The organism is Anaeromicropila populeti, from assembly GCF_900112775.1.
In the GTDB taxonomy this organism is placed as follows: Bacteria; Bacillota; Clostridia; order Lachnospirales; family Lachnospiraceae; genus Anaeromicropila_A; species Anaeromicropila_A populeti.
In genome coordinates, this window is record NZ_FOYZ01000001.1 from 152,999 (window position 1) to 179,323 (window position 26,325).

The 26,325-nt window shown below is 36.7% G+C and carries 18 protein-coding genes and 1 other RNA gene; 3 read left to right on the forward strand and 16 right to left on the reverse strand.

Annotation, left to right across the window (positions count from 1 at the left end; genetic code table 11):
- Position 1: 1 nt before the first annotated feature.
- From BM305_RS00720 to BM305_RS00760, 9 genes are all read right to left on the reverse strand, one after another.
- Positions 2-2,008 (reverse strand): DNA topoisomerase, encoded by a 2,007-nt coding sequence (locus BM305_RS00720; protein ID WP_092558775.1) that lies wholly within the window; start codon positions 2,006-2,008, stop codon positions 2-4.
- A 58-nt stretch (positions 2,009-2,066) separates the two neighbouring features.
- The gene (locus BM305_RS00725) at positions 2,067-2,543 is read right to left on the reverse strand and encodes a TspO/MBR family protein (RefSeq protein WP_092558776.1); all 477 of its coding nucleotides are present in this window, start codon (positions 2,541-2,543) and stop codon (positions 2,067-2,069) included.
- A 66-nt stretch (positions 2,544-2,609) separates the two neighbouring features.
- Positions 2,610-3,245: a lactate utilization protein gene (locus BM305_RS00730; RefSeq protein WP_092558777.1), complete on the reverse strand. Its 636-nt coding sequence runs from the start codon at positions 3,243-3,245 to the stop codon at positions 2,610-2,612.
- A gap of 24 nt (positions 3,246-3,269) precedes the next feature.
- The gene (locus tag BM305_RS00735) at positions 3,270-4,154 is read right to left on the reverse strand and encodes a DegV family protein (RefSeq protein ID WP_092558778.1); all 885 of its coding nucleotides are present in this window, start codon (positions 4,152-4,154) and stop codon (positions 3,270-3,272) included.
- A gap of 100 nt (positions 4,155-4,254) precedes the next feature.
- Complete coding sequence (locus tag BM305_RS00740; RefSeq protein ID WP_092558779.1) at positions 4,255-4,842, reverse strand: P-loop nucleotide/nucleoside kinase family protein; 588 nt, start codon at positions 4,840-4,842, stop codon at positions 4,255-4,257.
- 130 nt (positions 4,843-4,972) lie between these two features.
- Complete coding sequence (glyA, locus tag BM305_RS00745) at positions 4,973-6,211, reverse strand: serine hydroxymethyltransferase (protein WP_092558780.1); 1,239 nt, start codon at positions 6,209-6,211, stop codon at positions 4,973-4,975.
- Between the two features lie 146 nt (positions 6,212-6,357).
- The gene (locus tag BM305_RS00750; protein ID WP_092558781.1) at positions 6,358-8,751 is read right to left on the reverse strand and encodes a glycoside hydrolase family 94 protein; all 2,394 of its coding nucleotides are present in this window, start codon (positions 8,749-8,751) and stop codon (positions 6,358-6,360) included.
- A 93-nt stretch (positions 8,752-8,844) separates the two neighbouring features.
- Positions 8,845-9,732 (reverse strand): Hsp33 family molecular chaperone HslO, encoded by an 888-nt coding sequence (gene hslO / locus BM305_RS00755; RefSeq protein WP_092558782.1) that lies wholly within the window; start codon positions 9,730-9,732, stop codon positions 8,845-8,847.
- A 20-nt stretch (positions 9,733-9,752) separates the two neighbouring features.
- The gene (locus BM305_RS00760; RefSeq protein ID WP_092558783.1) at positions 9,753-10,517 is read right to left on the reverse strand and encodes a class I SAM-dependent DNA methyltransferase; all 765 of its coding nucleotides are present in this window, start codon (positions 10,515-10,517) and stop codon (positions 9,753-9,755) included.
- A gap of 173 nt (positions 10,518-10,690) precedes the next feature.
- On the opposite strand from BM305_RS00760, the gene BM305_RS00765 reads away from it, so the two are divergent.
- Positions 10,691-11,872 (forward strand): ROK family transcriptional regulator, encoded by a 1,182-nt coding sequence (locus tag BM305_RS00765; protein ID WP_177214477.1) that lies wholly within the window; start codon positions 10,691-10,693, stop codon positions 11,870-11,872.
- 77 nt (positions 11,873-11,949) lie between these two features.
- Positions 11,950-12,156, forward strand: coding sequence for a small, acid-soluble spore protein, alpha/beta type (locus BM305_RS00770; protein ID WP_092558785.1), 207 nt, complete (start codon positions 11,950-11,952; stop codon positions 12,154-12,156).
- Between the two features lie 17 nt (positions 12,157-12,173).
- Here BM305_RS00770 and BM305_RS00775 read toward each other — a convergent pair whose 3' ends face one another.
- The 3 genes from BM305_RS00775 to addB all read right to left on the reverse strand — a co-directional run bounded on the left by BM305_RS00775 (position 12,174) and on the right by addB (position 21,638).
- Complete coding sequence (locus tag BM305_RS00775; protein ID WP_177214478.1) at positions 12,174-14,381, reverse strand: methyl-accepting chemotaxis protein; 2,208 nt, start codon at positions 14,379-14,381, stop codon at positions 12,174-12,176.
- A 179-nt stretch (positions 14,382-14,560) separates the two neighbouring features.
- Positions 14,561-18,211, reverse strand: a complete 3,651-nt coding sequence (gene addA / locus BM305_RS00780) for a helicase-exonuclease AddAB subunit AddA (protein ID WP_177214479.1) — start codon at positions 18,209-18,211, stop codon at positions 14,561-14,563.
- Positions 18,168-21,638, reverse strand: coding sequence for a helicase-exonuclease AddAB subunit AddB (addB, locus tag BM305_RS00785; protein ID WP_177214480.1), 3,471 nt, complete (start codon positions 21,636-21,638; stop codon positions 18,168-18,170). Before addB ends, addA begins: the two co-directional genes overlap by 44 nt.
- A 133-nt stretch (positions 21,639-21,771) precedes the next feature.
- Between addB and BM305_RS00790 the strand changes: the two genes are divergently transcribed.
- Complete coding sequence (locus BM305_RS00790; protein WP_092558789.1) at positions 21,772-22,212, forward strand: hypothetical protein; 441 nt, start codon at positions 21,772-21,774, stop codon at positions 22,210-22,212.
- Positions 22,213-22,271: 59 nt separating this feature from the next.
- Here BM305_RS00790 and BM305_RS00795 read toward each other — a convergent pair whose 3' ends face one another.
- From BM305_RS00795 to BM305_RS00810, 4 genes are all read right to left on the reverse strand, one after another.
- Positions 22,272-22,550, reverse strand: a complete 279-nt coding sequence (locus tag BM305_RS00795; protein ID WP_092558790.1) for a hypothetical protein — start codon at positions 22,548-22,550, stop codon at positions 22,272-22,274.
- Complete coding sequence (locus BM305_RS00800; RefSeq protein ID WP_092558791.1) at positions 22,534-24,480, reverse strand: NAD(+) synthase; 1,947 nt, start codon at positions 24,478-24,480, stop codon at positions 22,534-22,536. Before BM305_RS00800 ends, BM305_RS00795 begins: the two co-directional genes overlap by 17 nt.
- A 141-nt stretch (positions 24,481-24,621) precedes the next feature.
- Positions 24,622-24,803, reverse strand: a non-coding RNA gene (ssrS, locus tag BM305_RS00805) — 6S RNA.
- A 16-nt stretch (positions 24,804-24,819) separates the two neighbouring features.
- Positions 24,820-26,319 (reverse strand): sensor histidine kinase, encoded by a 1,500-nt coding sequence (locus BM305_RS00810; protein ID WP_092558792.1) that lies wholly within the window; start codon positions 26,317-26,319, stop codon positions 24,820-24,822.
- Between the last annotated feature and the right edge of the window lie 6 nt (positions 26,320-26,325).

A 26,325-nucleotide genomic window follows, 5' to 3' on the forward strand; every position in this document is an offset into this window, starting at 1 on the left:
ATTAGTTTTTATAATTCTGTGCAGCCAACTCAAAGAATTGATTTAGCTGAGACTGGTTATTTAAATTTTTAACACCATTCACCATTTTTGTAACAAAACTTTCAAGTTTTTTCATATACTCATCCTCTGAAATACTTCCTTCTGCAACATATGTCAGTCCCTTTTCCCAACTGGCTGTCAACTCAGGATTTAGCAGTGAACGAATGGATGAATTGACTACATCATATATCAGTTCACCTTGTAAGGTTGGCGTTATAATCTGTGTCTTCTTGTTTAGTCTTAAATATTCAATTTTTACAAGTTTATTTAAAATTTCTGCTCTGGTAGCACTGGTTCCAATTCCGCTTCCTTTGATTTGTGACCGCAGTTCTTCATCCTCAATCAATTGCCCTGCGTTCTCCATTGCCAAAATCATAGACCCTGAATTATACCGTTTGGGCGGAGAAGTTTCTCCTTCTTTAATTGTAAGACTAGCTACGGTTAATGGATGCCCTTTTTTCAGATGAGCCACAGCCTCCACCAATGCTGCATTTACCGTTTCCTGCGATTCTCCTTCATTTTCTGCTGCTTCCTCCTCTTTTTTCTTAAAAGAGTACTCCATGACTTGCAGATAACCTGGCGACACCAGCAGCCTGATACTAGTAAAAAAAACTTCTGTCTGAACCTTTGAAACAATAGATATTTTTTGGTATTCTGCTGGTGGAAAGAAAATGCTTAAAAACCTTCTGCAAATTACCTCATATAACCTGACTGCTGTCTGGGACATGGAACGCAGATTATGAAACCCTTGACCCGTAGGTATAATTGCATAATGGTCGGTAATCTGCTTATCGTTCACATACCTGGTTTTTTCAATACCACGGTATTTCTCCTTTTGCAGAATTTCCTCCACAAATGCCTTTATTCCTGGAATATTACTTAATCCTTTAATATTTTTCTGTATCTCCTTACTGACCGCAGTTGACAAAACTCTGGCATCCGTTCTCGGATAGGTAACCAACTTCTTCTCATACAATTCCTGTGTGTATTTTAATGTTTCATCTGGACTGATTTTAAAAAGCTTAGCACATTCATTTTGTAATTCAGCCAAGTTAAAAAGAAGTGGCGGATTTTTCTTTTCCTTCTTCTTCTCTACTTTCTCAACAGCACCATTTAAAGGACTATTATGTCCCAGTTCTTCTACTAATTTTTCAGCATCTGCCCGTTCTTTGAATCCATTTTCCTTATAGAGCAAAGGCGAATTGAAATACCGGGAACCTTCTACTGCTCTCCATTCACCTTCAAAGCTTTGTCCATCTAGCTCAAATTGTCCAATTATCCGGTAAAAAGGTGTCTTCACAAAACTACGGATTTCCCTCTCTCTTCGTACTACCATTCCAAGTACACAGGTCATGACACGTCCAACCGAAATGGCCGTCCACTTTTGATTCAAAAAACTGGTTACAGCTTGTCCGTATTTTAACGTTAAAACTCTGGAAAAATTGATTCCCATCAAATAATCTTCCTTGGCACGTAAATATGCGGAAGCAGAAAGATTATCATATTCGGATAACAATCTTGCTTCTCCAATGCCTCTCAGAATTTCTTCCTCGGTCTGGGAATCAATCCATACTCTTCGTTTTTCCTTATCCTTTGGTACATTCGCCATTTGCTCTACTAATCGGTAAATATATTCTCCTTCTCTTCCAGAGTCCGTACAGACGTATATAATGCTGACATCCTTTCTGTTTAATAATCCCTTCACCACCTGAAACTGCTTACTAACTGAAGGAATGACCTCATACAAAAAATGCTCCGGACAAAATGGAAGAGTAGACAATGACCACTTTTTTAAGGATGGTTCATAAGCTTCTGGATAACTCATTGTCACAAGATGACCAACACACCACGTAATAATTGCATCTTCTGATTCAATATAACCATTGGCTTTACTCCCGGTTATCTTAAGTGCCTTTGCAAATTCCTGTGCAACGCTAGGTTTTTCTGATATAAACAGTTTCTTTGACATGAACAAAACTCCAACTTTCTTCTTGTAAAAATTTTAAGTAGTTTTATTATAAACAAACTTAATTCAAAATGCAAATTGATAAATTCAGGTACAAGGCAAATGCAACCCATAACAAGTATGGGATCAATAAAATTCCAGCACATTTATTAATTCGTGAAAAAATCAGAACGTTAATGAAAATGAGCATCCATAGTAATGCTATAGTAAGAAATGCAACTCCACATAACTGTAACTTAAAAAAAATGATTGGCCAGATAAAATTCAATGCTAACTGTAATAGAAAGACAAAAGAAGCTATTTTTATATTTTGACAATCCTCTTCTGAATTCAATACCATAAAAAACGCCAGCCCCATTAATGCATATAGGATAGACCAGACAATGGGAAAAATAAATGCTGGAGGCATAATTAATGGCTGATTCTCATATGTATTCATAAATCCATTTGCTCCAACTATCTTTCCGGCAATCACGCCTACGACTGTTGGAAGAACCAGACCAATGAGGGAAATAATTATTTTTTCTTTTTTGCTCATAAAATCACCTGCAAACAATATCTATTACTATTGTATGCAGGTACACGGATAAAATGGCATGATATTTTAATATCCTAGCTCTTCTCCAACTAAGATTACTTTAATACGGTTTTTAATATTTGATTTTCTTGTAATTACAACTTGGCAGCAAAGGCATTCCTCTGACAAACAATCCCCGCATTGTCCAGTAACAGCACATGGTGTTTTCTTATTCAGTCTTACTGCGTTAGGAGGTGATGCCATATTACGGACTCTTGCAATTCCCGTATCAGTATCTGGTACAATCTTATTCATACCTGCAACGACAATAACATTTCTAGGTCCTGCACACAAGCAGGCAACCCTATTGCCATAACCATCAATATTGACCAATTGTCCATCTAAGGTTATTGCATTAGAACTCATCATAAAATAATCTACTGATACAATTTTACTATAAAGTTCTGCTTTTTCATTAGGTGTTACTGCCTTTGTCCTGTCATAAAGCACATAATCTGCATCCTGTAGCTTTTCAAAAATCCCTATTTCCTTTAAGGTTTCTGAACCTCCCCAGGAAATCTTATCTCCCTTATGAAACATACTTTTCACCAACTCACAGGCTTCTTCCCTGGTGTTGCAGTAAAACCCTTCAAAACCTCTCATTTTAAATTTTTCAATCAAACTATTTGCCAGATTCTCATATGCTTGCTTTTTTGGTGACATACGCCCTCCCCTTTCATCAAATAATTATGCCTGAAACTTTTTTATAAAGCACACTCCTACTGCACCTGGTCCAGTATACGTTCCAATGGTAACGCCAATCTGAAATACAGGATAATCTATTTTCTTTCCAATTAGTGCCTCCAGCTTCTCCTGAACCTTTTCGGTATCATCTAGTGTAGTTGCATTTGCTAAACAAAAATCATACTGTTCGTAGGACTCATTTAATTCATTAAAATGATCCTCTACCATTTCCAATATCTTATCTAATGATTTTTTTCTACCTCGGATATTGGAATATGGAATTAACTCTGCATCCTTTAGTACAATCATTGGTTTCAGATTCAGCATTGTGCCTGCCAGTGATGTTACCTTACCGATTCTTCCACCTTTTTGAAGATATTCAAGTGTATCTACAGTAAACATAATTCTTGCTGTACTTTTTAATTCTTCTATCTTTTCAACAATCTCATCCAAGGACATACCTGCTGCCTTCATTTGAGCGGCCTGTAGTACAACCAAACCTTGTCCTGCCGTAGCCTGTATGGAGTCAATTATCGTTATTACTGCCTCTGTATATTTTTCTTCCAAAATCAGCTTTGCATTTACAGCTGACTGATAGGAACCACTAAACTTATGGGTCAGACAAAAACACAAGACATCTTTTCCTGCTTCCAAGCATTCTGTAAAGCAGTTTATATAATCCTGTACCGATGGCAAGGAACTTTTAGGAAAAATACCGCCCTTTAAAAGCTTTTGGTAAAACTCTTCGTTTGTAATTTCTCTGTTCTCTCTATAATAATTCTCTTGATCAAATGTAATATAAAATGGAATCAGAGATATCTTCTGCTGTTCCACTAAACTTCTCGGTATATCGCAAGACGAATCACTAAATATCTGAAATTCTCTCATACTACGCTCTCCTCTTTCTCTACCTGGTTGTCTTATCCTTTTATTATAGCAAATACAAAGGATTTTGTATAGAGCGGATTCCTTCTTTGCATTTTCGCAGCTATTCTGCCTCTAGTATTTTAACAATTTTCAGTAAGGACTGCTGAAACTCCTCCTCCGAAGAATTTTTAAAAATCAGCAAATCATCCGCTATTTCAGGATTATCCAAAGCTTCTGGCACTTCAAAATTACACCCTGCAATATATTCATCCCAATGAGCAAGTTTCCATGTATCACGTTCTGAATTTCGTTCTACCATTCGTTGTTTACATACCTCAACAGAAGTTTCTACCCATACAATTGTAAGCTTTGCATCTTTTTCCTTCAACTTGGACTTTAACTGTTCAATATACTGCTTGTCTCTTATTTCTCTTGTAAAAGGAGCATTAATTAGTACAATGTCCTCGTAATCTAGTGCTTCCATTGCTAATGCTACAACTGCCTCATATTCATAATCTCTTATATTTTCTTCAAAAAACTGTGAGCTTCGGTTAACCAGTTCTCCCACTACTTTGAAAATCTGGTGTGACAAACAAATTAAAGTGTCTTTATCCAGATAAACCACATGTTTCAACGCTTTTGCCAGTTGTTTTGATATATACGTTTTCCCACAAGCAGGTGGTGATGTTACTAAAATTAATCGTTTCATTGGCTCTGACCTTTCTTATTTTAAATATAATATAAATCCGTTACATTAAAATCTTCATATTGATCTTCCTAATTACAAAAGACTGTCTACCTCCGTTCAGGTGACAGCCTTTGTAATCATAATCTACCTATTAGTATAATGGATATTTATCCGTTAATGTCTTAACCATTCCCATTGCTTTTTCCTTATTGGCATTCACATCATTAATCAACATCGCAATTGCATCAGCAATTACATCCATATCAGCTGTATTCATACCTCTGGTTGTTACTGCTGCTGTACCCAGACGGATACCGCTTGTAACAAAAGGAGACGCTGGATCATTAGGAACCGTATTCTTATTACATGTAATATTAGCGGCATCCAGTAATTTCTCCGTTTCTTTTCCAGTTACACCTTTATTTTGAAGGTCTACTAGCATCAAATGATTATCTGTTCCGCCAGAAACAATGTTAAAGCCTCTGGAAATCAGCCCATTCGCCAATGCCTGTGCATTATCAATTACATTTTGTGCATATACCTTAAAGCTTGGATCTAACGCTTCTTTAAAACAAACTGCCTTTGCTGCAATAACATGCATTAAAGGTCCACCCTGGATTCCTGGGAAAACTGCTTTGTTTAACTTATATTCTTCATTGAACTCTTCACTTGCCAAAATCATACCGCCCCTTGGTCCACGAAGAGTTTTATGAGTTGTTGTAGTAGTAACATGAGCATAAGGAATTGGACTTTCATGAAGACCAGCTGCAATCAAGCCAGCGATATGTGCCATATCTACCATCAAAAAGGCTCCAACCATATCTGCGATTTCACGAAATCTCTTAAAGTCAATTTTTCTTGCATATGCGCTGGCACCTGCAACAATTAACTTTGGCTGGCATTCCTTTGCAATTCGTTCTACTTCATCATAATCTATAAAACCTTCATCATTTACTCCATAAGGAACAATGTTATAATAGCTTCCTGACATATTAACAGGGCTTCCGTGTGTTAAATGGCCGCCGTGAGCCAAATTCATACCCATAACTGTATCACCTGGTTTCACTAACGCAAAGAAAACTGCCATATTTGCCTGTGCACCAGAATGTGGCTGAACATTGGCATAAGTACAGCCAAACAGCTTCATTGCTCTGTCTCTTGCCAAATCTTCTGCAATATCAACAAACTCACAACCACCATAGTATCTTTTCCCAGGATATCCCTCTGCATATTTATTCGTCAATGGACTTCCCATGGCAGCCATAACTGCTTTACTTACAAAATTTTCAGAAGCAATTAACTCAATGTGGCTATTTTGTCTTCCGATTTCCTTTTCCATTGCCAAAGCCAATTCAGGATCAAAGCTTTGTACTTCTTCAAACTGAAACATTTTTCTTACCTCCGTAACATTTTATCTTGTCCATTATAACACAACAGCCAGATTATTGAAATAAATTTTTCCTATAAACTTGTCTCAAAAAAACTGTGGTTCTATTAAGCAACCACAGTTTTTTATATTCACATATTCATATATTCTTACATTTTTAAAACTACTTCATTCACATCTTTTAAGCTTTCTGCTGGAATATAGTTCTTATCCATTTTCTCACCATTCAGATAAAATTCTTTATATCCGCCTTCAGCACCGTCGGGATTTTCAACCTTAATTGTAATCTTCTTACCACGAAATACTTTATCGATGGTAATTTCCTTCCATTCACTTGGAATTGCCGGCTGTACTAACAAGCCATCTGCATCTGGTCTTAATCCCAACATGCCTTCTACACAGCCAACCATTACCGTTGATGCAGTTCCTGTCAGCCAGTGTACATGAGAACGTCCTTCAAATGGACTTTCTGTACTTTCTGTAAATTGACCATGTACATAAGGCTCTAATAAACGGACATCTGCATTGTCATTTTGAGATGCTGGTGAACTTTCTCTGAAATACTCATAAGCACGATTACCATGTCCCATGAGGGATTCTGCCAAGATAATCCAACCTTGTGGTTGTGAGAAAATACCACCATTTTCCTTAGTGGATGGATTAAACAATAATGCCAGTGCACCTTCAAACGCATGTTTCTGGAAGGATGGAGCCATTACCCGCACACCATATGGTGTATTTAATTCACGATGAACAGATTCCAAAGCAAGCTCTGCCTGTTCCTTTGTAGCAAGACCACTGATTACTGCCCATGATTGAGGATTTAACCACATATTTGCCTCAATATCCTTTTTAGAACCGATTACTTGTCCGTCTTCTTTAATTCCACGAACAAAACGATCCTCTTCCCAGCATTCCTTCTGGATTGTATCTCCTAACTCTTTTTGTATTTGAGTTAAATATGCAATATATTCGCTGTCTTTTTTATCCTCTGCATATTCCTTTAAAATAGTCATAGCATAATAAAGCTGCATAGCAACGAAAGAGGATTCCCCTTTCTTTCCTAATCTCAGACAGTCATTCCAGTCGGCGTGTAAACCAGCTGGCATTTTATGATCACCTAAACGCTCCATTGAAAAACCAATCCCACGCTTTAAATGCTCATAAATAGTATCCTCTCCCCCATTTGCATAAGGAATTACTTCATCCAAAAATGCTTTGTTTCCAGTTTCACCAATATATTTATAAACCGTTGGGAATAACCATAACGCATCATCTGCACGATATGCTGGATGCCCAGTTGCTTTCACATAGCTTGCATCATCTGGTGTATCCTCATGTCCTGCATTATGATCGTATTTAACCAATGGAAGTCCGCCGCCATTGTCAACCTGAGCTGAAATCATAAAACGAATTTTCTCTGCTGCAAGTTCAGGATTGAGGTGAATAATACCCTGGATATCCTGCACTGTATCACGATAGCCATAACCATTTCTTTGTCCACAATAAATAAAGGAAGCTGCTCTTGACCAGATAAATGTAATAAAGCACTGATAAGCATTCCATGTATTAATCATACTATTAAAAGCACTATCTGGTGTAGTTACATTTAAATTTTCCAATTGACTATGCCAGTAATCCTTAAGTTCCTGTAATTCTGTTTCCACAAACGAAATGTCTTCATACTGTTTTAAAATAACATCTGCATCATCATTATTTTTTTGTCCCAAAACAAATACCAGCTCTTTTGTTTCGCCTGGTTCTATTGTAAGTGCAGAATGAAGGGCGCCACAACCATTAGAATTGTAATTTAACACATTGTCGCACATACCATTTTCCACAGCAATTGGATTTCCATAAGAATGATACCGTCCTAAAAAGGCAGCCTTATCACCATTATAAGAAGTAACCGAAGCCCCTGCCAGTCCTAAGAAACGCTCTTTTCCAGTGCTTCCGTTCACTGCGTTATTACAGTTTTCATTAATGGTTTGTACTATTTTATTTTCCTTAAAATATGTTCTTGTAATAAATAAAGTATACTGCAAATTCACTTGATCTTGCTCATAATTATTTTCATTGGTAAATTCTGCGTATGCAAAGGCTGAAATTTTACGGGTTTTGTCACTTGTATTAGTAAGCTTTAATCTCCACACCTCATAGGTTTTATTTAATGGTACATAGTATAAGGCTTCTGATTTAATCTGTGCATACTCAGCAATCATATTCGTATAAGCAGTTCCATGGTGACATTCACTTTTATAAGTGCTCATATCTTTTCCAACGGGCTGCCAGGATGCTGACCAGTAATCCTTTGTTTCATCATCCCTAATGTATAAGTAACGGCCTGGTTTATCTTCACTATTAAACTGGTAGCGAAGAATTCTTCCATTTGCCCCGCTTTTTACAAAACTATAGCCACCTGCATTATTGGAAATAATAGCACCGTACTCAGGTGAACCCAGGTAGTTTGCCCAAGGCGCTGGCGTATCTGGTCTTGTAATAACATATTCCCTGTTAATGTTATCAAAATATCCGTAATTCATTTTTTTACTCCTTCTCATATCTAAATTTAAAAATAGTTTACAATGAATCTGGAATTATTTCAATGTGTTTTTTTAATTCTGTTTTGTGTTTCTTTACCCATTCGGACGACTTCTTTTCAAAATATCTTTTAATTCTGGAAGTTCAAAACTATAATGCTGATTGCAAAAATGACAATTCACTTCAATCGGTTTTCCATCATCAATCATTTCCTGAATGTCCTTACGTCCAATGCTGACAATTGCTTTTTCTACCCTCTCCTTACTGCAATTGCATTGAAACTTTGTCGGAATAGTCTCCATAATCTCCAGTCCAAAATCGCCTAATATTTCTTCCAAAATCATTTCAGGTGTCATATCCTTATCCAGTAATGCGGTAATAGATGTAATTTTACTTATTTTTTCTTCTAGCCTTGTGATAACTTCTTCTTCTGCAAATGGCATAAGCTGAATAATAAAACCACCTGCCTGCTTTACAGTATTATCTCTATTCATCAATACTCCCAGTGCAACTGAAGATGGCACCTGTTCGCTAGTTGCATAATAGTAGGTCAAATCCTCCGCAATCTCGCCAGAAACTAAATGAGTTTGTCCCACATATGGCTCTTTGAGCCCCATATCCTTTATAACATTTAAAATACCTAAATCAAGTGCCTTACCTACATCCAATTTTCCACTTTCGCTGGGTGGAAGCATTACCTCTGGATTTACAACATAGCCCTTTACATTGGCATTGGCATCTGCGGTAACTGTTAATCCCTTAATCGGTCCGCTGCACTGAATTTGTAGTGTCAAAATATCCTTTTCGCCTTTCATCATACTCCCCATCATACTTCCTGCTGTAAGCAGTCTTCCTAATGCTGCGGTAGCAATTGGACTTGTATTATGAATCATTCTTGCATACTCTGCCAGTTCACGTGTAGTTGCAGCAAATGCCCTGATTTGATTGTTGGCTGCGGTAGCCCTAACAATATAGTCTGTCATATATTTTTCCTCTTTTCTTTTTAATTATAAAATTTGTTCTCCTGTCTCTTTTCTCTGGCAATCACGTAGATTCTCTCACTATCCTCTTTCGGAGGTTCTTTTGTAAAAGCATCATAAGCTGTTACATATTCCATTCCTGCTTCCTCTATCAGCATCTGAATGGTTTGCAAAGAATATGCTCTCTGATAGTGGGTTTCCTCATATCTTCGATATAACTGTTCTTTATCTTTCACATAAATCGTTAAATTATATTCATTAATGCCTTCCTCTTCATAATACTCATTTTCCCATATAAAACTGCTTTCCTCGCGATTTTCTGCTATCACATTTTGCCCTAGTATATTTCTATATTTGTATTCCGTATTTAAATCAAAAATAAAAATTCCTTCTGGATCCAAATAATTATTGACTAGCCGGAAAACATCTTTCAGTTCCTCTTCGTCTAGAATATAATTCATGCTGTCACAAATGCTTACAGCCGCTTTTATTGTTCCATATAGTTCAAATTCCCGCATGTCCTGCAATAAATACAAAATACTTTGGTCATTATTTTTTTCTCTTGCAATGGAAAGCATTTCTTCAGAATTATCAATTCCAATACAGTCATAACCTGATTTTTGCAATAATTCAGTTATATTACCTGTTCCACAGCCCAAATCAACAACCAGTCCATCTTGTACACCATTTTCTTTTAAAAGCATTGTAAGATAGCTGCACCATTCTTCATAAGGAATATTATCCATAAAACTGTCATAAACTTCTGCAAAACCTGTATACGCCTCCATGTTTATCCTCTTTTCTTATATATTTCTATGATGTTTATCCATAATCCTTTAGTATTCTATCATAACAATTAAATCTTGTCGAATACTACATAGCAAAATTCAAATTTATGTGTTACAATAGACAAAACAACGACATCACAGTTAAATCAGTTTATGAAAGAAAGGAATTACTCATGATTACGGGGAATAAAGAACTTATTCGAGACATCAACAGCACAATCGTATTGGAAACGATTATAAATTCGGAACCAATTTCACGAGCTAATTTGTCAAAAAAGTTAGGGCTTACTAAAGCAACTATCTCATCCATCGTGCAGGATTTGATTAATCAGAATCTGATTCTTGAAATCGGCAGTGATGAAACCCTCTATGGGAGGAAACCAATTTTACTTTCCTTTCACAAAAGAGCAGGTGTTGCAATTAGTATTGACCTTGGTTTGACTATCACCTCTGCGGTTCTTACTAACTTAAAAGGTGAAGTACTTCAATATATGGAAATGCAAACACCAGCTGCACCACCAGCAATTGTTCCCCAATTAATTAACTTAGTGAACTCAATGGTAGGAAAGTCTCCAAAAACATTTTATGGATTAATTGGAATTTCCATTGGAATACATGGAATTACAACAAATAATCGGGTTTCATTTACCCAGTACTACAATTTATCTAACATACATTTAGCAGAAGAACTGGAGCAGTTTTTTCATGTTCCTGTAACTCTTGAAAAGGAAGCCAACTTATCTGCCCTCGGAGAGCATACATATATGTACCATTACCCTAATATTGCAAATATTAATGTACATAATGAAATTAGCTTAGGTTTGGTTATGAATCATCAACTTTACTCTGGATTTTCTGGATATGCAGGTGAATTAGGACATATTATTGTTGAAAGAAATGGACGTCTTTGTGCATGTGGAAACCGAGGATGTATTGGAGAATATACTTCTATAAGAGCATTAATGAAGGATTATGCTGAATTAACAGACAAAGTAAATATTACAATAAATGATCTCTTGATTGATTACCAGAATAATGAAGAACCTGCTTTAGTAATTGTGAATCAGTTTATTGAATATATGACCATATGCGTTAATAATGTAGTTAACATTTTTAACCCAGATATTATTGTAATAAATTGCATTATTACCAATTATTTTCCTGAAATAATTGATGAAATTGAATCTTCCTTAAAGAGTCAGATGAATTTCTATCAAAAAATTGCTCCCTCCTATCTTGCTCAAAATTCTATATTACTAGGTGGAGTTACGGTTTTAGTAAAAAATTTTCTCAAGATAAACTCTTTGAAATTTGCCACAACTTTGTCAAAGCCTAACAAAATCTTAAAACCTTGAATATTCCACATTGATTTGGAAACACTTTTGTTATGATAGAAAATTTCATTTTTATGAATGAAAAAGGAGTGTTCCATATGCCAAAAGGGAAAGAAAAAAAAGAAATAGAAAATATGGAAGACGTGAAGATGTTGCCAAAAGATGAGCAACTTAAGTATGAAATTGCAGAAGAAATTGGTGTCATTGATAAGGTTTTTTCCACAGGCTGGCGTTCCCTGTCAGCAAAAGAAAGTGGTAGAATAGGTGGTATTCTTGCTAACCGAAAAAAAAAGGGGACACAGTAATGTGTACCCCTTTAAAATTATATTCTGAATTTTTGAATAGATTCTTGTAGTCTCTTGGCTTCTTTTGCTAATGACTCTGCCTCTGTAGCCAAATGTGACATCTCCTCTGTCTGACTTGTTGAAGTGGCACTGACTTCCTGGGCTGCCGCTGCTGACTGTTCAGAGACGGTTGAAATATTCTGCACAGAATCCAGTGTGTCCTGCTTAGCAGTATCAATTTTATCCATACCAACTTTAATTTGAGACAAATTCCCTACCAACTGGCCAACCTGCTGCTGAATTTTATCAAAAACTGCTGTTGTTTCACCTAAAGCTGTTTCCTGTGAACGGATAATTTCCTCTGCCTTTTTAGCAGAGTTTGCTGTATGCTTTGTCTGCTGCTGAATAGATGTAATAATTTCATGAATTTGATTTGCAGCCTCCATTGATTTTGTTGCAAGATTACGAATCTCATCTGCTACAACAGCAAAACCCCGTCCAGCTTCTCCTGCTCTTGCAGCCTCAATGGACGCATTTAACGATAGTAAATCCGTTTGATCTGCAATCTCATTGATTGCATTTACAATCATTCCAATGTTAGCTGAGCTCTCTTCCAGCCTCTCCACTTCCTCCGTAATAACATTGGTAATGGCTGTGGTTGCTTTTGCCTTTTCATTTAAATTATTGACTATCTCCAACCCATCTGATACCGTTGTTTTCGTATCTTCAAAAATTGCTTCAATACAGTTTGTGCTGTCATATACTTCATTTATCTTTTCAGATAATGCAGTCATCTGATTATAACAGGTATCGGCATCCAAAACTTGCTGTGAAGATCCAATTGCCACCTCATTTACCGCAAGTGTAATATTTTTAGACGAATCCAAAATTCGTTCTGACGTGCTGGATAAGCCTTCTGCTGATTCCATAACACTCTGGCTTACCTGCGCAACATTCTGAATCAATCCCTGCATATTAGACAACATTTCTGAAACACTCTGAGACAATACTTTAAATTCATCTTTACGTTTGGTTTCAAAAATTACAGTCAAATCTCCTTCTGATACTTTCTTCATTGTCTGCATCATTGTCTTAATTGTTTTTCCAATGCTTGTTGCAATCCAGAAACCAATAAATAATGCCGCAAGTACTGCAAGTACAGAAATATAAATAGTGACTCTACCAATTTGCTTAGCCTCAGACAAAATAACGCTTTTCGGAATCAGGTTACAGAACATCATTCCTGTTTCACCTACTTTATTGTAAACAAACAGGTATTCCTTCCCCCCTGCAGTCACATAAGAAAAGCCTTTTTCATCTTCTGAATTAACAGCTTCTTGATAAAAACTGGAATCAAGAAAAACAGAAGTTCCTTCTGAGACAGTAGTTTCGGTTGAAACAATTTCTCTTCCATCTGGTGAAATAAATCCTGTCATTCCTCCGTCCGTATACAATCCATCCAATAAACTAATGATATAAGAACTGCTGATATTAACCAAAATGTATGCTTTTCCTTTTGACACCTTTCTAACATAAGAAACTGCATAATCCTCATCTTTTACATTATATATTTGATCGATAAATTTGTTATAGCCCATCCATATCCCTAGTAGCTTTTCATCTGAATGTATAATTTTCCCCTGCTCACTTTTTATAAACTCTGCATAAATTGTTTCATTGGCAGTACTGCTTAAGGTAGAAATTCCATTCCCATACTCACCAATGGTAGTCAGACTTTGAATACTTTGAGAAGTAACCTTTGTAGTTGTTATCTCTTTTCTTAATTCAATAAGTGCTTGTAATCTTGCCGTATCCTCCACATTCTTTTTCCCTAAATAGGAAGTAAAAGAAGAGTCCGAAGACAGCCTGATTGTCTGCTTTTCAACATCCTCTAATACAATCTCTGCACAAATATCTACCGCATCCATGGTTTCCTGCGCTGACTCCTCATAATTCTCAATCATTGCGTCCGAAGCCTGCTTATATGATGTAATTCCCAATGCTGCAATAAATAGGACTGGTATCAGGAAAGATACTATCAATGTAAAACGAAGGCTCTTAGCTTTCTTATTTCCCTTATCAACCTGCTTTTTCAGCTTCTTTTTATCAGAAAATTTTTCCCCTTTTTCTTTTTCCTTCTTTTTCTGAAATAAAGCAGGCCTCTTCCATGGTTTCGATTTCTTAACCTTTGTTTTCTCTGATGTGCTGTTCAATACTTTTCTGCCATTCTTGCGATCCTTCCCCATAGACCCCATCCTTTCTTTAATTTAATAATTAAACTTTCTATATATTTTCACCAAAAGAATGTTTGCATTCCTCTTTAAATTGTACAGCATTTCACGTCATTTTTCAATACATTTTAGTTTATATCCATAGTATATTCTATACTATAATTCCATAGTATGACTTATGCACCAAATATAGGTCAAATCCAGAACTCCTTCCCCATAAAAAATGAATAAATACATTTTTTCTCCACTTTTTCCCCTGTAATATGCTCTAGTGCTCTTTGATAGTAATCCAACTGTGGTCTGTAACGATTCAAAAAACTACTGACACCATTACGAGGAACATAATCCGTCTTATAATCAATTAACACCAGCCCCTTCTCTGTTTGAATATATGCATCGATAATACCTTGTATTAAAACAAGTTCTCCACTGTCAAATCCCCCTGGAAGTTCTTTTGCTGGAAGTCCTATGACAAACTGCTTCTCTCTGTACAACTTTCCCTTCTTTTTTGCTTCCTTCATAAGTATTGCCAAGTCACTATCAAAGAAGTTCATTACTTTTTTAACAGAAACCTCCTTCTTTTCTTCCTCTAAAATCAGCCCCTCCTCTACTAACCTGTCTATTTCTTTTACAATATCGTCTTCTGTATCTATCTTATTGAAATCAATTTCCTGCATTACTTTATGGTACAAAATACCTTTTCGCATGGAAGTCGTATTTTCTGTTTTTGAAATAAAATTAGGCACTGGAGCTGCCTGCTGTCCCTTTTCCTCTGGAAACAGCGCCTCTCCCTCTTGTATTTCTTCCTCTTTTATATTACCGAGCAGACGTTTTAACTCCGAAACCGTAAATTTTACCGGAATCTCTTGTTCTCTTCTATACTGATACTCGTATTCCATTCGTCTGGCTATTTCGTTTCCAATCAATACATCATAAGAATTTGTACAATCCCAATTCAATAATTCTTCTTTCTGAAGTTCCTCGGTTATTTGTTTTTTCACCTCATCAAACACCATATTTTTTAGACTAACATATTGGATATTTAATTTTGCTGCATTTGGATAATAAACTGCTGCCCCAATCCAGTCTAGAAAGCAATGGGCAGATGATAACGTAAGAAAATCCAGTTCTCTCTTCTCTCTTTCCTTATTTTCTTCCCATTTCTCAATAAGCTCTATTCCCTTTTTTACAAACCCAGTTAAAATTAAACTTTCCTTCGCTCTTGTCAGTGCAACATACAAAACCCTCAATTCTTCTCCCAGACTTTCCAACTGAATTTTTGTCTGTATTGCTTTTTTTCGTAGTGTTGTACGCTTTATTCGAATAACAGGATCAATAAAATCTGGTCCTAACCCCAATTCCTCATGCAAAAGTAATTTACTTCTTGCATCCTGCAAATTAAACTGTTTTCCCAGTCCCGAAACAAACACAACAGGAAATTCAAGTCCTTTACTCTTATGAATACTCATAATTCTGACTGCATCTGTTGCTGCTTCATCACCTCCAGCTTCACCAAAATCAATATTATACTTATGAAGTTTTTCAATATAGCGGTTAAACTGAAACAATCCCTTATAACTGGTTGCTTCAAAATCAATTGCCTTGCGGATCAGCATATCAAGGTTTCCTGTTCTTCTCTGTCCCGCTGGCATAACAGCAACAAATGAGCCATAACCTGTATCTTCTATAACTGACTGAATTAAGCTGTGAATGGATGTATAGGGAACCATATAGCGAAACTTATTGAGCTGATTTAGGAAAACATTGACCTTTTCCTTAAGCTCTAGTATCTCCCCCTCTGCCCCGTAACTATATACTGCCTCATACAAATCTCCTTTCAGGTAAAATGCCCTGATTATTGCCAGTTCTTCTGAAGAAAACTGATACATAGGAGAATGAAGTACTGCGGCAAGGGGAATATCCTGCTTAGGATTGTCAATTATGCTAAGCATATTCAATACAGTTTTTACTTCTAATGCCGAAAAATATCCTATCTGTGTATCTGAAACAGCAGGAATGCCTTCTGCCATTAGGATGTTAGTAAATTCCTCTGACCACCCAGAAATTGTCCGCAGCAAAATAACAATATCACTAAACTTCATTTCACGATAGCTGCCTAATTCTTTGTCATATACCTTTTGCATCTGCATCATGGTTTTAATTTTCTTTGCTACTATCCTTGCCTCCAGCTCCCGCTCCGTCTCTTCAGCCTGTTCCTCTCCCTCTTCACCAGCAGCTTCTTTTTCCTCTGGAACCAAAAACAGTATTTCTACTTGACTTGCATAATTCTCCCCCGTTTCTGGATAATCTGCACCTGGTTTCAACTCAGCGGCTCTGTCGTATTCTACTTCCCCCATTTTTTTCTGCATCATCTGTTGAAAGATAAAGTTTACAAAATCCAGCACAATATCTCTGCTTCGAAAGTTTTTATCCAAATCTATCCTCAGACCTGGCCCATTTTCCGCTTCTTCCAGTTTATATGCCCTTAACTTTTCCATAAATAGCTCTGGCTTAGCTAACCGGAACTTGTAAATGCTCTGCTTCACATCTCCTACCATAAACATATTGGGCTGCTGAAAACGTTCCTTGGAAATGCTTTTCAATATCCATTCCTGTACTAAATTACTATCCTGATATTCATCAATCATAATTTCATCATAAAACTCGCTTAGTTCTAAAGCAGCAGGAGAAAAAACCACCTGCCCTTTTTCATCCTTTGACACCAGAATATTCAATGCCAAATGCTCTAAATCATTGAAATCCATTACTTTTTTTTCTAACTTTTTTTCTCTAAATTTGTCTGCAAATAGAATAGTAAGATCAATTAATGTGCACATATGGTTTTTCGTTGCCTGTAAATCCACAAGCATCTGTTCCATAGACTGAAAAAAATACTTCTTAGCAATTCCTTCTATTGTCTCCTTAACCTCACTTCTAATTCTTTTTACCAGTTCCTGTTTATCTGGATCTACCTCATCCTTTTTTGAAACCCTCTTTAATTTTTTCCACTCTACATTTGTAATAATATCATAGTATTCCACAAAACTATACTTTTCTGTCAGCTGTCTGGCAATTTCCAAGTCACTTTCCAAAGCCTCTAGATACGCCCCTGGTCCACCTGGTTCCTTTGCAATTTCCATTGCCTGGCAGCACTTATCAGGAAGTTCCGTCAAGCTATTATGAATAACATGGAGCAGGAACTGAAGCCACTCACTTTTCTCCATATCTTCTACAGTAGAAATGGAAAAACTCTCTTTTTGTTCTAGAAGCCAATCCTTTGGCCATGGGTGACTAATAGAAAAATCATATAATTGTAAAATAAAATCCCCTATTCCATCATCCGTTTTTCCAGTTGAGTACGCTTCAATAAACTGATAAAAGGATTCTTCTTCCTCTGCATACTTCTCTTCTAAAAGCTCATCTACCACATCTCCTTTTAAAAGAGTCAGCTCAACCTCATCTCCTAGTCTTATGGCTGGATCAATATTAATGGTATTAAAATAATTCCGTATCACATAATTGCAAAAACTGTGAATGGTAGTGATTTGTGCATTATGAACAAGCGTCATCTGCTTCTGCAAATGCACATTGTCCATACCCTCTCTTAGCTTGCTGTCTAATGCCTTCTCAATTCGTTCTCTCATTTCAGCAGCTGCCGCCTTTGTAAATGTAACAATCAGCATACGGTCAATATCCACCGGATTTTCTTGGGAAATTACCTTTTGAATAATACGTTCCACCAACACGGCTGTTTTTCCAGAGCCTGCTGCTGCTGATACTAAAATATTCTGTCCCCGTGCCTCAATTACTTTCTTCTGTTCCTCGGTCCACACCATATTGCTCATTGATTTCCTCCCAAATGTCATCCTTATTACGTTTCATCAGTTTTCTATACTGATTTCCAGGAAGCTTTCGATCAAACCCGCAAATCCCATCAAACTTACAATAGTCACACGCTGTCCGTTTATCCATCTGATATGGTACTGCTTTTGTATTTCCATCCACAATTTCCTTACCAAATTGGGTAATTTTATTTTCTACAAATGTAGAAAGGGCTTTAAATTCTTCTTCCCCTGCAACACTGGAATACGCACTAAAATTTCCTTTTGTAGTCAGCTCCACTGGAATCACCGTTGACTTTGCTGACTGTTCCTCTTCAAATACCCGATCCAGCCTCTTTAAAATATTTTTATCACGATTTACCAATCCATTCATTTTAAGTTCCTTTAAAATGGCCTCTTCAACCTTCTCCTTTGCTTCCTCTGAGGAAAGTCTTTCGATCATTGGATCTTGAATGTTATAATAAAAAATTCCTGCTGGAATAACTTTTTTTAACGGCGTCTTATTTTTCTCCATTTCCATAACAGCATTCAGATAAACAACTAACTGTAGTTGTAATCCGTAATATATTTTTGTCAAATCAAACGTTGTTTCACCTGATTTATAGTCAATAACCTTTATGCAGACTGTTTCCTCCTCTTCCAGTACATCTATTCTGTCTATTCGTCCCTTCAATCTCATAATAGACTGCTGATCCAATGTTATTGTATTAGCAGCCAGATGATCGACTGGTGAAAAATACACTTCATAGCCTGACGGTTCAAAGTCACCTTGCGAAATTTGCTGGCACAAGGCCCATATTGTTCTGCTGGTCATTCGCTCAAGCCGGTTCACTAAATATTCATTTCGTTTTGAACTGAAAATCACAGGGCTATCATGTCCCTCCACAGCCTGAATAACTGCCTCGTGAACAAACAAATCTCTTTGCCCTTCCATATCCTCTTTGCCAAGTTCTCTCCAGGTAACCCCTTCCCTTTGAATATTCTTCGAAAAAATCTCAATTGACTTATGAAATAAATCTCCAATATCAGGGATTGCCACACGGAACTCTTTTCTTTCTTGAAGCCCCAGTCCATAAGCAAGAAAATGGGCAAATGCACAAGAAGCATACTGTTCCAGCCTTGTCACACTATTATGAAGCTCTGTTCCATATAGCGCATTTACCACAGCTCTGGAAAGTTTTTTCTCCTCATTGGTATAATAGACTCCTTGAACCAGTCTCCTAAGTTCCTTTCGGAAATTTTCCTGCCTCATATAATAAGAAAACAATTCTTTCCAATATATATCAACTTTACCCACGGGAAATTTTCCAAGCCCATCCAACAAGTAGGTCCACCCCCTGTCTCCTCCCAATATCTTGTCCAGAATTACTTCCTCTCTGTCTTCCTCTGTAACAGTTAAATCAGGAAATATTTTTTTTATCTTCCCTATAAGAAAAGAAGGCTTTTGTGCTTTTCCATCTGCACCCAGCTTACTATAAGAGATAAACAGCTTTTCTGATGCCTTTGTCAAATTGAAATACAGATAAAATTGCTCAATATAAGCATTCTGCCGTTTTGTAGGGGCAAGTTCCATCTTATTTTCACTCAAAAGCTCTCTTTCCCTGTCAGAAAAAATCCCGCCAGATTCTTTGCTTTTGGGAATAATTCCATCATTAACTCCTATAAAAAATAAGGCTTTAATATCTTTCAGACGGGTTCTCTCTATATCCCCCACCATAAGCTGGTCTACTCCTGGTGGAATCAATCCAACCTGCATCTCACTATATCCTGTATCTAATATTTCCTGATATTCTTTTAATGACATTGAATCCGTTCCAAGCAATTCCACTATTTTATCAAACAGTTCCATTACAATCCGGTAAATCTGCCGAAACTCCTTCACAAGAAGGGGCTTTTCTTCCTTTTCAAACAGTTCACAATACTGCTCTAATTTCTCATATAGCCTCTGCTGCACAATGAACTCATACATTGCCCTTGTATAGTCCTCAACTGTACAGTCTTTCCTTTTTATAGCATCATAAAAAGGAATTAACGGTTCCATAACCCTGGCCCGAATTCCGTTCAATTCATCGAAATCATACTGGGATGCTTTTTTTCCTCTACTTTTCCAAACCTTATTCCACGCTCCATAGCCTCTTATTCCATAAGCAAGAACATAATTTTCAAGCATATCTATTTCACTGCGGCTTATCTCTAATAACCCCGTACGTAAATAACGAAAAACACCTTCATACGTAAAATGATTTACAAATACATCTAATAAAGCTCTTAACAAATCCACAAATGGATTTAAACGGACATCCTTTTTATTATCAATGAAAAAGCAAATCCCTGCCTTCTCAAATTCTCTCTCAATGATACTTTCATATGTCCCAATATCACCTGTCACTACAGCAATGTCTCGATACCGATACTCCTTTTCACGTAATAGATACTGAATTTTTTCCAATACATACTGAATTTCTTTCTTTGTGCTTCCAGCTGCATAAAGTGAAATGTCATTTTGTACTATATTGCAGCATTCATAAGGATACCGAAAAAGATTTTTTTCTAAAGAAGCCAGCGCGGGACTATTCCCAAACCGATAGGGTACCTTATCCTTTTCTCCGGCAAACCATGGTTCATCTATTTCTGTACTGGTTTCCTTTGCTATCTGGAACAATTGGTGTATTGTTTTCTTGCTTAAATAGAAAAGCTGGAATTCCTCACCCTTCTTCATATAATCTTCTCTTGGATCCAACGTCACAGTAATCATTACTTTTTTGGACACTGAAAAAAGACTTCTGATTAGTTTATATTGATTTGGCGTAAATCCCGTAAAGCCATCAAAACATATTACACTATTTTTTAAAATCTTTGATTTAATTACTACGTCACATAATACTTCCAAAACTTCTTCTGCTGTAATGTATTTATTTTCCAACATCTTTTGAAAACTTTCGTAGACAAGAACGGTATCATGAAGTTTTCCACATAACATAGGTTTATTTTGGGTAACGTCAATCATTTTTAAAAGCTGCTGAGGCTCAATACTATATTGAAGCAGTTCGGAAATAAGCGATTTTATTTCTTCTACAAACCCTTGCTTCCTCATATCTGCTTTAAAAACAGATAACTCCTCTTTCTTTTCCTCCAGTGCCTTACGAACCAGCATACTTTTTCCTGTTTCTTCTAAAATAGATACCTTGGACTTGCCAAGTTCCTCAAAAATCCGATAAGACAGTCTAAGGAAGCTTAACACATCTACGTTCATAATTCCATGTCTGGGATGCATGGAAACAATATCCTTCTGTGTTTGAAGTGTAAACTGCTCAGGAACAATCATAATGTAATTACAATCTATGTCTTTCAAAGACTCTGCTATCATATATTGATTTACTCGATAAGATTTACCGGAACCTGAGCTGCCAAGCACTAATTGTAATGACATTATCATCACTCCTGTCTAAAATATTTTTGCAATCATTCAAAAAGTTATCATATTTATAAAAAAATCACATATCATTATAAAAAGGAAGATATTCGGTACTAATACCAATCTTATGTAGTCATTGGAGGTTTTCATGTCAAAAACTAAAATTGTTATTATTCAACTAAAAGAAATTGTATACACTGCAATTTTTGTGGGTCTTGGTATTTTATTAATTCTCTTGCTCATTTTTATGTTTTTACCGAAAAGCAAAGATAACAAAGTTGCTGAAAATGAGTCGCAATACATACCTGGCGTTTACACCAGTCAGATTACAATTGGTGATAACTCCTTAAATATTGAAGTGGTTTTGGATGAAAACCATATTAATGCCGTTACTGTTTCAAATTTAGATGACACAATTACTACCATGTATCCATTAGTAGTTCCTGCTCTTGAAACAATTCAGACCCAACTATGTAACAATGTAACAATCGATGAAGTTGTTATATCGGACGACTGCAAATATACACAAATGCTTCTTTTAGATGGTGTTGAAACTGCCATAGAAAAGGCTAAAGTTCCTGAATCTTAAAGGCAGAAAGAGTTCTATCGAGATACGAGTTCTTCGTAATCGATAGAACTTCTTTTGTATTAAACGATTAACTTGAAATTTTTCCAGTAACGCTCTAGCTGGTCGTCCCGAACAGCCCTGTAAAAAAGTCTTGCTAGTTCTTCCATATCATCTTCCGATTTTATTTTAACTATAATATCATCTGGTGCCTTATAAGTCAGATATGGCTTATTTTTATTCCTTTTCACCCATTCTCTTGCTTGTATTTCCCAGTTCAAAATCATTTCTTCTGTCAGTCTGTCATACTCTGTCATCTGAAATTTTACTTCCTCTACAAAATCTTCAAAATCCAACTCCATATTTATCCTCCAATTTTCTTAAATCTTCTAACCACACTTCAGCAACTGCATCACTTGGCATCCGTAAGTCCCCTCTAGGTGAAACTGCGACACTTCCAACCTTTGGTCCATCTGGTAGACAAGATCTTTTATATTGCTGGCTGAAAAATCTTTTATAAAATGTGGTCAGCCATTTATAAATCACATTTTTGTCATAGGTTCCGCCAAAAGCATATGATGCAAGTACAAAGATTTTGGAGGGTCTGTACCCAAAGCGCATTACATAGTACAGAAAAAAGTCGTGCAGCTCATAAGGTCCTACAATGTCCTCTGTCCTCTGTGAGATTGCCCCTTCCTTGGGTGGTAATAGTTCTGGACTAACTGGAGTATCTAAAATATCCAGAAGCAGCTTAGACAGTTCCTCATCCACAACTGTTTCTGCATAATACAACACAAGGTATTTCACTAATGTTTTGGGAACTGATGCATTTACTCCATACATTGACATATGATCACCATTATAGGTCGCCCATCCTAATGCCAACTCAGATAAATCACCTGTTCCAATAACAAGCCCATTATACAGATTTGCCATATTCATAAGCACTAGCGTCCGAATACGTGCCTGGGCATTTTCATAGGTCACATCATGGGTTTTCATATCATGTCCAATACTATCCAGGTGCATCGTTACCTCTTCGCTAATCGGTATCTCCTTCAACGTGGCACCTAACTTTAAAGTCAGATTTACTGCATTTTGATACGTTCGGTCTGTTGTTCCAAAACAAGGCATTGTAACTGCTATTATATTTTTTCGTTCCAGCTTTAATAAATCAAATGCCTTTGCAATTACAAGCAGTGCCAGTGTAGAGTCCAGCCCGCCAGATATACCAACTACTACTGTCTTGGCATTTGTGTGTTCCAGCCTCTTTTTCAAACCTAATGCCTGAATTGTCAAAATCTCTCTGCATCGTCTGTCCCTGTCACTTTTACTGCCAGGTACAAATGGAGCTTTGTCAACAAACCTTGTTAAAACCGTTTCTTCCAGCCCTTTATAGTAAAAATCTGCATAAACATATTCCTGTTCCATCTCTTCAGCTGCCGGAAACGTAGACATCCGCCTTCTTTCATTTACCAGGCGTTCCAGATCCAGCTCTGAAATAACAGTCTCATTCTGGAATCTCTCTGCCTCTGCCAGAACAGTTCCATTTTCCGCAATAATATTATGTGCTCCAAAAACTAAATCTGTAGAGGATTCGCCTTCCCCAGCATCCGCATATAAATATCCACAAATCAGCTTGGCAGAATGATTTCTCACCAATTCCCGACGATACATATCTTTCCCTGTTGTTTCGTCACTGGCTGACAAGTTTACAATCACAGTAGCTCCTTTTAACACGTGCTGGCAAGATGGCGGCACGGGAACCCATAGATCTTCACAAATATCAACTCCAATCAATAAATCCTTTTGATTTGTACAGCGAAATAAAATATTTGTACTGAAAGGAATTCCTTCTTGACCATTTATATTTACATACTCTATTTTTTTTCTTCCCTTTGTAAAATGTCTTGCCTCATAAAATTCAGAATAATTTGGAATGTAAGATTTTGGTACCAGTCCCAGTATTTTTCCGTTTGCAAGACCCGCTGCAACATTATAGAGCTTTCCCTCTTTCATAAATGGCAGACCTACAAATACAAGCACATCTCTGTCTTTTGTTTCCTTTGCAATATATTCCAACTGCCGCAATGCTCCCTCTAATAAGATGTCTTGAAGAAACAAATCACTGCAAGTATATCCCGTCAGGCACAATTCTGGAAAAACAATTATTTTTGCTCCTGCTTCACTATTTTTTTTCACCAGTTCCATAATTTGATTTGCATTATATCTGGGATCTGCCACTTTAATTTTGGGCGTTGCAGCACAAACTTTTACATATCCATTGTACATATATCTCCTGCCTTTCTCAACTACAGTATTGACCATATGTTATGTTGTTTTATCTTATTATATTTATTATCAATTTAAAAAACAAGTATATGTAAAAATTTTTACTCAAAAAAAGCAGCGTTTCCGCTGCCAACATAATTATATTCACCCAAAATGCCGTTTCCTGTATTTTGACTCCTAGCCATAGCTAGGTGGGCAACCGCACATAAACTTCTGTCTTCCGCTGCAAACGGCGGCCTGACATAGGCTTACGAATAATAGGAATCCCTTTTAAAGAAATGTAGGTTCAAAATAACAAGGAGTATCGAACATCTCAGGACTCATCTTTTGTTGTATCTATTATATCATTTCCAACTCGATTTTGTCAAAGGCAAATTCAAACATGGTACCAATTCCCACTTCACTCTCTACATCCACAGTTCCGCCATGCTTAATGGCAATCTGCTTCGCAATCACCAATCCAAGTCCTGAACCCTGAGCATTCTGTCTCAGTTTTGACTTATAAAATTTTTCAAAAATAAACGGAAGCTCTTCCCCTGAAATTCCAATCCCTTTATCTGTAATTCGTATTCTCAAAAGTTCTTTGCTCTCTATTTCAATTAAAATTTCTCCATTTTCTTTTGAAAACTTTATCGCATTGTCAATAATAATCATAAACATCTGCCTCAGCCGGTCGTAGTCACCATGCATCATTGCACATTCTGTATCCTGTTTCATTTTAATCGATATATTCTTCTTCCGTGCAATAACTCTAGCACTGCGGATAATATCTTCAAATACCTGTACTAAGTTTACAGGTTCTGCATCTATTACAAAATCTGGGTTCTGCATCTTTGATAAGATCAGCAGATCCCCTACAAGACGTTCCATACTTTTACACTCCAAAAGCATTCTTTCGTAATACTTTCTTTTTTTTGCTTCATCCGTAATTACGTCATCTACAAGCATTTCTGTATACCCACGCATAACTGTAATAGGAGTCCTTAGCTCATGTGATACATTAGCAAAAAAATCAAGTCTCATCTGCTCTATATTTTTTCTTTCTGCCTCATTCTCCTTAAGCCGATCCGAAAGAATATCAATGGCACCCGCCAGCTGACCGATTTCACCATGCTTTACCAGACCTGTTTTAATATCATAATTCCCATCTGCCAATGTCAATGCCGTCTTCCGCATCTCTGAAATTGGGCCTGAAATCTGCCTTGCAAAAACTGTAGAAACAATAACAGATATTATTAAAGCAACCACACTGCTTATCCAGATTAGTGACTGGCTTCGATTAATGACTTTTTTCTGACCTTCCATCACAGATAAAATCATAACAGCACCTGCAACATTTCCTCCTGCGTCCATAACTGGGACTGCTACTCTTACCATCAATCTTCCATAGACATCATCATTCCCTGCATTATATGCTGTTTTTCCTGAAAATGCCTTGTTGAGAATTTCATTATATTCTGGCATAAGCGTAACATTTGAAAGCTTAATATTGGTGAAAGTATCTGCCAACGGAGTCTGTACATTAGGATTTGCCAAAATCCAAACATCTGTCAATTCGGGGTCTTCTACCGTATAGAGTGCGTCTTCATACGCAATAAACTCATTCTGCTGCTCTGTTGCCGAAAAATCAGAAACTTGAAAAGCAATTCGCTCAGCCTGCCTAATCAAATCATCCCGATATGTTTCCATAGTGCCGCTTTCATATAGCTTCATATAGATAAATCCCAAAAGCACTGCAAATAGAGAAACGACAACTGCAAAATAGCTGAATATCCGAAAGAACAAGCGATTATAAAATCTAATAGGCAGATTATCCTTTACCCTTTTTACTTTCTTCATCTCATC